This window comes from Streptomyces sp. NPDC054840, assembly GCF_053611065.1.
In genome coordinates this window covers 1-6931 of record NZ_JBSGZP010000395.1, presented here as the reverse complement: position 1 = coordinate 6931, position 6931 = coordinate 1, and the positions used below count along the sequence as shown (strand labels likewise).

The 6931-nt window shown below is 72.6% G+C and carries 6 protein-coding genes; 4 read left to right on the top strand and 2 right to left on the bottom strand.

Annotated features, from left to right (window positions below; translation table 11 throughout):
* Positions 1-1081 (top strand): diaminopimelate decarboxylase (locus ACWGIU_RS24830; protein ID WP_453709216.1); only part of this gene is annotated, 1081 nt, incomplete at its 5' end.
* A gap of 67 nt (positions 1082-1148) precedes the next feature.
* On the opposite strand, the gene ACWGIU_RS24825 is transcribed toward ACWGIU_RS24830, so the two are convergent.
* Positions 1149-1991, bottom strand: coding sequence for a MurR/RpiR family transcriptional regulator (locus tag ACWGIU_RS24825; protein WP_453709214.1), 843 nt, complete (start codon positions 1989-1991; stop codon positions 1149-1151).
* Between the two features lie 140 nt (positions 1992-2131).
* Here ACWGIU_RS24825 and ACWGIU_RS24820 point away from each other — a divergent pair, with 140 nt between their 5' ends.
* On the top strand, positions 2132-2515 hold the full coding sequence (locus ACWGIU_RS24820; protein ID WP_453709212.1) for a hypothetical protein: 384 nt from the start codon (positions 2132-2134) through the stop codon (positions 2513-2515).
* Between the two features lie 393 nt (positions 2516-2908).
* On the opposite strand, the gene ACWGIU_RS24815 is transcribed toward ACWGIU_RS24820, so the two are convergent.
* Positions 2909-4291 carry a cystathionine beta-synthase gene (locus ACWGIU_RS24815; protein ID WP_453709218.1) on the bottom strand — a complete coding sequence of 461 codons (1383 nt, stop codon included), beginning with the start codon at positions 4289-4291 and terminating at the stop codon, positions 2909-2911.
* 128 nt (positions 4292-4419) lie between these two features.
* On the opposite strand from ACWGIU_RS24815, the gene ACWGIU_RS24810 reads away from it, so the two are divergent.
* A complete protein-coding gene (locus tag ACWGIU_RS24810) occupies positions 4420-5418 on the top strand; it encodes an SGNH/GDSL hydrolase family protein (RefSeq protein ID WP_453709210.1) in 999 nt (332 codons plus the stop codon).
* A 120-nt stretch (positions 5419-5538) separates the two neighbouring features.
* Entirely contained in the window at positions 5539-6759 is a 1221-nt protein-coding gene (locus tag ACWGIU_RS24805; protein WP_453709208.1) for an acetyl-CoA C-acetyltransferase, read from the top strand.
* The last annotated feature ends 172 nt before the right edge of the window (positions 6760-6931 follow it).

Below are 6931 nucleotides of genomic sequence, written 5' to 3'. Positions count from 1 at the left end.
GGCGAGCCCCGGGGAACTGGCGCTGGCCCGGGCGGCGGGGGTGCCCGCCGCCCGGACCGTCCTGGACTCCCCCGCCAAGACGCCGGCCGAGCTGCGCGAGGCCCTGGCCCTGGGCATCGCCGTCAACGCCGACAACCCGCAGGAGCTGGCCCGCCTCGACGGACTGGTCGGCCGGGCACCCGCGCCCCTCGCCGCGCCGATCGGCCTGCGGATCAACCCGCAGACGGGCGCCGGAACCATCGACGCCCTGTCCACGGCCACCGCGACCTCGAAGTTCGGGATCGCCCTGCGCGACCCCGGCGCGCGCGACTGGCTCGTACGGGCCTACCTGGACCGGCCGTGGCTCACCCGCCTGCACATCCACTCCGGCTCCCAGGGCGTTCCCCTGGCCTTGATCGCGGAAGGCGTACGGGACCTGCACGCGCTCGCCGAGGAGATCAACGCGGCGGCCGGGCGACGCCAGGTCGACACCCTCGACATCGGCGGCGGCCTGCCCGTGAACTTCACCTCGGACGAGGAGACCCCCACCCACGCGCAGTACGTGGCCGCCCTGCGCGAGGCGGTCCCCGCCCTCTTCGACGGCTCGTACGGCCTGGTCACGGAGTTCGGCCGGTCCCTGCTGGCCAAGCACGGCCTGGTGCTGGCCCGCGTCGAGTACACCAAGACCAGCGGCTCCCGGCCGATCGCGCTCACCCATGCCGGGGTCCAGCTGGCGACCCGCACCGCGTACGCCCCGGCGACCTGGCCGGTGCGGATCCTGCCGTACGACGCGAAGGGCGCCCCGAAGACCGGCGACCCGGTGGCCCAGGACGTCGCGGGACCGGCCTGCTTCGCCGGGGACCTGCTCGCGGCCGCCCGCGAGCTGCCCCGCCTCGCCCCCGGCGACCTGATCGGCGTCCCGGACACCGGGGCGTACTTCTTCACGGCCCACTACGGCTACAACAGCCTGCCCCGCCCGGCGGTCCACGGCTTCACGCTCACGGCGTCGGGCGAGGTCCGTTTCAGCCTTGCACGGCCCGCGCAGCGCCTCGCCGAGATCGTGGCCGAAGCGGGCGGCGCCCACGGCGACGCCCTGCTGTAGCCGCTGCGCGGAACCTGCGGAGCAGCATCTCCGGCGCGGCGCGCACGCCGGACGGCAGGCCGTGGGCTCACTCCACGAACAGACCCCGCGCCGCCGCCCGCGCGTCGAAGGCCTCCAGCCGGGCCTGCGCGTCCGGCAGCGCGTCCGCCATCGACTCCAGCAGCACCCGCCCCAGCAGCATCGGCGCGCAGGCCGTGTCGAAGGCCAGCCCGGTACCGACCTGCGCCGGAATCAGCAGGTCCGAGTGGCGCGCCACCGGGGCGAAGGCCGATTCGGCGACGGTGACCACGGTCAGGCCGGCCCGCCGCGCGCGTTCCAGCGTGTCCACGACCTCCCGGGGGTGGCGGGGCAGCGCGAAGCACAGTAGCGCCGTCGCGCCCTCGTAGCGCGCCGCGTCGATGCGGTCCTCCATCATCGAGCCGCCCTCGTCGAGGAGCCGTACGTCCGGGTGGACCTTCGACGCGAAGTAGGCGAACCCCCGCGCCTGGGAGGAAGCCGCCCGCAGCCCGAGCACCAGCAGCGGGGTCGAGGCGGCGAGCAGCCGCCCCGCCTCCTGGACCGGCGCGGGATCGGCGAGCATCGCCGCGAGCTGCCGCAGGTTCTCGATCTCGCCGAGAACGGCCTGCTGGTACTCGTTGTACGAGTCCTCGTGCGCGGCCTCGGGCCGCTCGGCGGGGGCCACCTCGCGCAGGTGGCGGCGCAGCGCCGGATAGCCGTCGAAGCCCAGCGCCACGGCGAACCGGGTCACCGAGGGCTGGCTCACCCCGGCCAGTTCGGCGAGCTCGACGCTCGACAGGAAGGGCACCTCCGCCGCCCCGCGCACCATGCAGTGCGCGATCCGCCGCTGGGTCGGCGTCAGCCGGTGCCCCTCGAACAGCTTCTGCAGCCGCGCGGCCGGGCTGTCACTCATCCCGTCCCCTCCGTCCCGGTGAAATATTCAGTCACGGAGCACTCTGCATGCGGTTATGCAGCGGGGCAAGCCGTGCCCGCGATCCGGATAGGGGTGCTAGCCCCAGTGCCGGGGATCGCCGGGGTTCCTACGGTGGGGGCATGGACGCGCACGCCCAAGAGCTCAAGAAGGAATTCGACGCGACGCTGGACGCCCGGCGCGAGCTGGGCCCCGAGTACGAGGCCGCGCTCGTGGATTCGTTCGTCGAGAAGGTCGACACGCAGGTCCGGCGCCGGCTCGCGGAGGAACGCCTGTCCGCGGCCCGCGGTGACGGCCGGGCGCCGTCCGCCGTTCCGGGGGACGGGAACTTCGGCGAACGTTTCGGCTTCGCGATCATCACCTTGGTCCTGGCGATCCCGCTGTCGGCGATCGCCGTCACGCAGGCGCGGCTGCCGGGGCTGATCGTCGCCTGGGCGGGGATCGTGGGCGTGAACTTCATCCACGCCGCCCGCCTGCGGCGGAGTGCGCGGGACACCCCGGGCTGACGCCGGGCCCGCCACCACCGCCGCCGTACGGGCGAGTGAACCGGGTCCGCAAGAGGATTGCGCGGGGACCGCCGCACCCTCGGTCGCCCGAGGGGCGGGACGACGGCGGTCCCCGCGAAGGACACGGCCGGGTCAGGGCCGTCCGCGTCCGTGGCGTACGCGCGGTCCGGGAGCCGCTCCGGAGGTACGCACACGCCGTTCCGTGGTGCCGGCCGGGTTCCGGTCTCCCGGACTCCCCTGCCGACAACCACCACTGTGCCGGAGCCGTGTTAAGCGGGTGCTGCCGTCACGTGTCGTGCCCGTACCGTTTGCGCGAAGGCCGCGCCACGGGCCGGGTGCCGGGGCGGGAGGCGGGCGGTGGGCCCGCGCCCCGCCCCCCGGGCGGGCCGCTTGCTACTTCGCGCCCTTGGCCAGGAACGCCAGCAGGTCCTGACGGCTCACCACACCGGTGGGCTTGCCCTCGACCAGCACGATCGCCGCGTCCGCCTCGCCGAGCACCGCCATCAGCTCGGACACCGGCTCGCCGGAGCCGACCTGCGGCAGCGGGGAGCTCATGTGCTTCTCCAGCGGGTCGGTCAAGGAGGCCCGCTGGGCGAACAGCGCCGCCAGCAGCTCCTTCTCGACCACGGAACCGATGACCTCGGCGGCCATCACGTCCGGGTGACCGGCGCCCGGCTTGACGATCGGCATCTGCGAGACGCCGTACTCGCGCAGGACCTCGATGGCCTCGCCGACGGTCTCCTCGGGGTGCATGTGGACGAGGGAGGGGATGCCGCCCTCCTTGTCGTTCAGCACGTCGCCGATGCGCGCGGCGGGGCCGGCCTCCTCCAGGAAGCCGTGTCCCGCCATCCACTCGTCGCTGAAGATCTTGCTGAGGTAGCCGCGGCCGCTGTCCGGCAGCAGGACGACGACCACGTCGTCCGGGCCGAGCCCCTCGGCGGCCTTCAGCGCCGCGACGACCGCCATGCCGCAGGAGCCGCCGACGAGCAGGCCCTCCTCCTTGGCGAGGCGGCGGGTCATCTGGAAGGAGTCCTTGTCGGACACCGCGATGATCTCGTCGGTGACGTTCGGGTCGTAGGCGGTCGGCCAGAAGTCCTCGCCGACGCCCTCGACCAGGTACGGACGCCCGGAGCCGCCGGAGTAGACCGAGCCCTCGGGGTCGGCGCCGATGACCTTGACCTTCCCGCCGCTGACCTCCTTGAGGTAGTTGCCGGTGCCGGAGATCGTGCCGCCGGTACCGACACCCGCGACGAAGTGGGTGATCTTCCCGTCCGTCTGCTCCCACAGCTCGGGACCGGTGGTCTCGTAGTGCGAACGGGGGTTGTTCGGGTTGCTGTACTGGTCGGGCTTCCAGGCGCCGGGCTCGCGCGCGAGGCGGTCGGACACGTTGTAGTACGAGTCCGGGTGCTCGGGGTCGACGGCGGTCGGGCAGACCACGACCTCGGCGCCGTACGCGCGCATCACGTTGATCTTGTCCATGGACACCTTGTCAGGGCAGACGAAGATGCACTTGTAGCCCTTTTGCTGGGCCACGATGGCGAGTCCTACACCCGTGTTGCCGCTGGTCGGCTCCACGATGGTGCCGCCGGGCTTGAGGGCTCCGCTCTGCTCGGCGGCCTCGATCATCCGTACGGCGATCCGGTCCTTCACGGATCCACCGGGATTGAAGTACTCGACCTTCGCAAGGACGGTGGCCTGCAGGCCTTCGGTCACACGGTTGAGCTTCACCAGCGGGGTGTTGCCGACGAGGCTGATCATCGAGTCGTGGAATTGCACCATGTTCTCCAAGGAGGGGACTCCACGGGTTCTCCGGGAGGTCCGGCCAGAGTATGCGGAAAGGGATTGGCCGACCGTGCGTACGGGGCAGGTAGGGATCAATGAGGACCGAGGAGGTGGCCTGAAGGATGTCCAGGGCGAGGACAGCCCGCCGGATCGCGGCGGGCGCGGCGTACGGCGGAGGCGGACTCGGACTGGTCGGGGCAGCCGCGGTCGGGCTGGTGGTGGCCGAGATGCAGTTCGCCCGGCGGGCGGTCGGGTCCGGGCTGCCCGAGCCACCGCGCGCCGACGGGCTGTACGGGAGTGAATTCGGCGGGCCTGAGCTGAGCCCGGGCCCGCTGCGCCTGGGCATGCTGGGTGATTCCACGGCCGCGGGACTGGGCGTACGGCGGGCCCGGCAGACTCCGGCGGCCCTGATGGCCTCCGGGCTGGCGGCGGTGGCCGAGCGGCCGGTCGAGCTGCGCAACGTGGCCCTTTCGGGGGCCATGTCGGACGACCTGGACCGGCAGGTCGGCCTGCTGCTGGACGGCCCCGCGCCGCCCCCGGACGTCTGCGTGATCATGATCGGGGCGAACGACGTGACGCGCCGGATGCCGCCGACCCAGTCGGTGCGGCTGCTCACCTCGGCCGTGCGCAGGCTGCGCATGGCCGGCGCGGAGGTCGTCGTGGGCACCTGCCCCGACCTGGGCACGATCGAGCCCGTCTACCAGCCGCTGCGCTGGCTGGCGCGCCGGGTCTCGCGCCAGCTGGCCGCCGCGCAGACCATAGGAGTGGTGGCGCTGGGCGCCCGTACGGTCTCCATGGGAGACCTGCTGGGCCCGGAGTTCGCCGCGAACCCGCGCGAGATGTTCGGCCCCGACTCCTACCACCCGTCGGCGGAGGGGTACGCGACCGCCGCCATGGCCGTGCTGCCCACGCTGTGCGCGGCGCTGGGCCTGTGGCCGGAGTCGGACCGGCTGGACGTGTCCCGGGACGAGGACATGCTGCCGGTGGCGAAGGCCGCGTCGGCCGCGGCGGGCCAGGCGGGTACGGAGGTCACGGCCGTCCGCGGCCCCTGGGTCCTGCTCAAGCACCGGCGTCGGCGGCGGGTGCCGGCCACGGACCCGGCCCAGCCGGTGGTGCCCTGAAACGATGCCCGGCGGGCGAGTGCGGCCCGTGTCACACGCCCCGGCCGGTGACCTGGACCGTACGGGGCGGTAACTTCGCTTGCGGTCCCGCACGAGCCGCAACACACCCTTGGAGTCCCGATGCCCGAAGCCGTCATCGTTTCCACCGCCCGCTCCCCCATCGGGCGCGCCTTCAAGGGGTCCCTCAAGGACGTGCGGCCGGACGACCTGACCGCGACGATCATCCAGGCCGCCCTGGCCAAGGTCCCCGGGCTGGACCCGCGCGAGATCGACGACCTGATGCTCGGCTGCGGCCTGCCCGGCGGCGAGCAGGGCAACAACCTGGCGCGCATCGTGGCCGTGCAGATGGGCATGGACTTCCTGCCCGGCACCACGATCACCCGCTACTGCTCCTCCTCGCTGCAGACCTCCCGGATGGCCCTGCACGCCATCAAGGCGGGCGAGGGCGACGTCTTCATCTCGGCCGGCGTCGAGACGGTGTCGCGGTTCGCCAAGGGCAACTCGGACTCGTGGCCCGACACCCACAACCCGTTCTTCGCCGACGCCGAGGCCCGTACGGCGGCCGTCGCCGAGTCGACGGGCTCCACCTGGCAGGACCCCCGCGCGGACGGACTGGTCCCGGACGCATACATCTCGATGGGGCAGACCGCCGAGAACCTGGCCCGCCTCAAGGGCGTGACCCGTCAGGACATGGACGAGTTCGGCGTCCGCTCGCAGAACCTCGCGGAAGAGGCCATCAAGAACGGCTTCTGGGCCCGCGAGATCACCCCGGTCACCACCCCGGACGGCACCGTCGTCTCCACGGACGACGGCCCGCGCGCCGGCGTGACCCTGGAGGGCGTGCAGGGCCTCAAGCCCGTCTTCCGCCCCGACGGCCTGGTCACGGCCGCCAACTGCTGCCCGCTCAACGACGGTGCCGCGGCGCTGGTCATCATGAGCGACACCAAGGCCCGCGAGCTGGGCCTGACCCCGCTGGCCCGGATCGTCTCCACCGGTGTCACCGGCCTCTCCCCCGAGATCATGGGCCTGGGCCCGGTCGAGGCGTCGAAGCAGGCCCTGAAGCGGGCCGGCCTCACGGTCGGCGACATCGACCTCTTCGAGATCAACGAGGCCTTCGCGGCCCAGGTCATCCCGTCGTACCGGGACCTGGAGATCCCGCTGGAGAAGCTGAACGTCAACGGTGGTGCCATCGCCGTCGGTCACCCCTTCGGTATGACCGGTGCGCGCATCACCGGCACGCTGATCAACAGCCTGCAGTTCCACGACAAGCAGTTCGGTCTCGAAACGATGTGCGTCGGTGGCGGACAGGGCATGGCCATGGTCATCGAGCGTCTGAGCTGAGCCGTAGCGGAGGGTAGGGGTCGCCCCGAGGAACGAGGGGCGGCACCTGCCCGCAGCGGTGGCGAAGATCAGCGCGACCGAAGATTCGAGCGTCTGAGCTGAGCCGTAGCGGAGGGTAGGGGTCGCCCCGAGGAACGAGGGGCGGCACCTGCCCGCAGCGGTGGCGAAGATC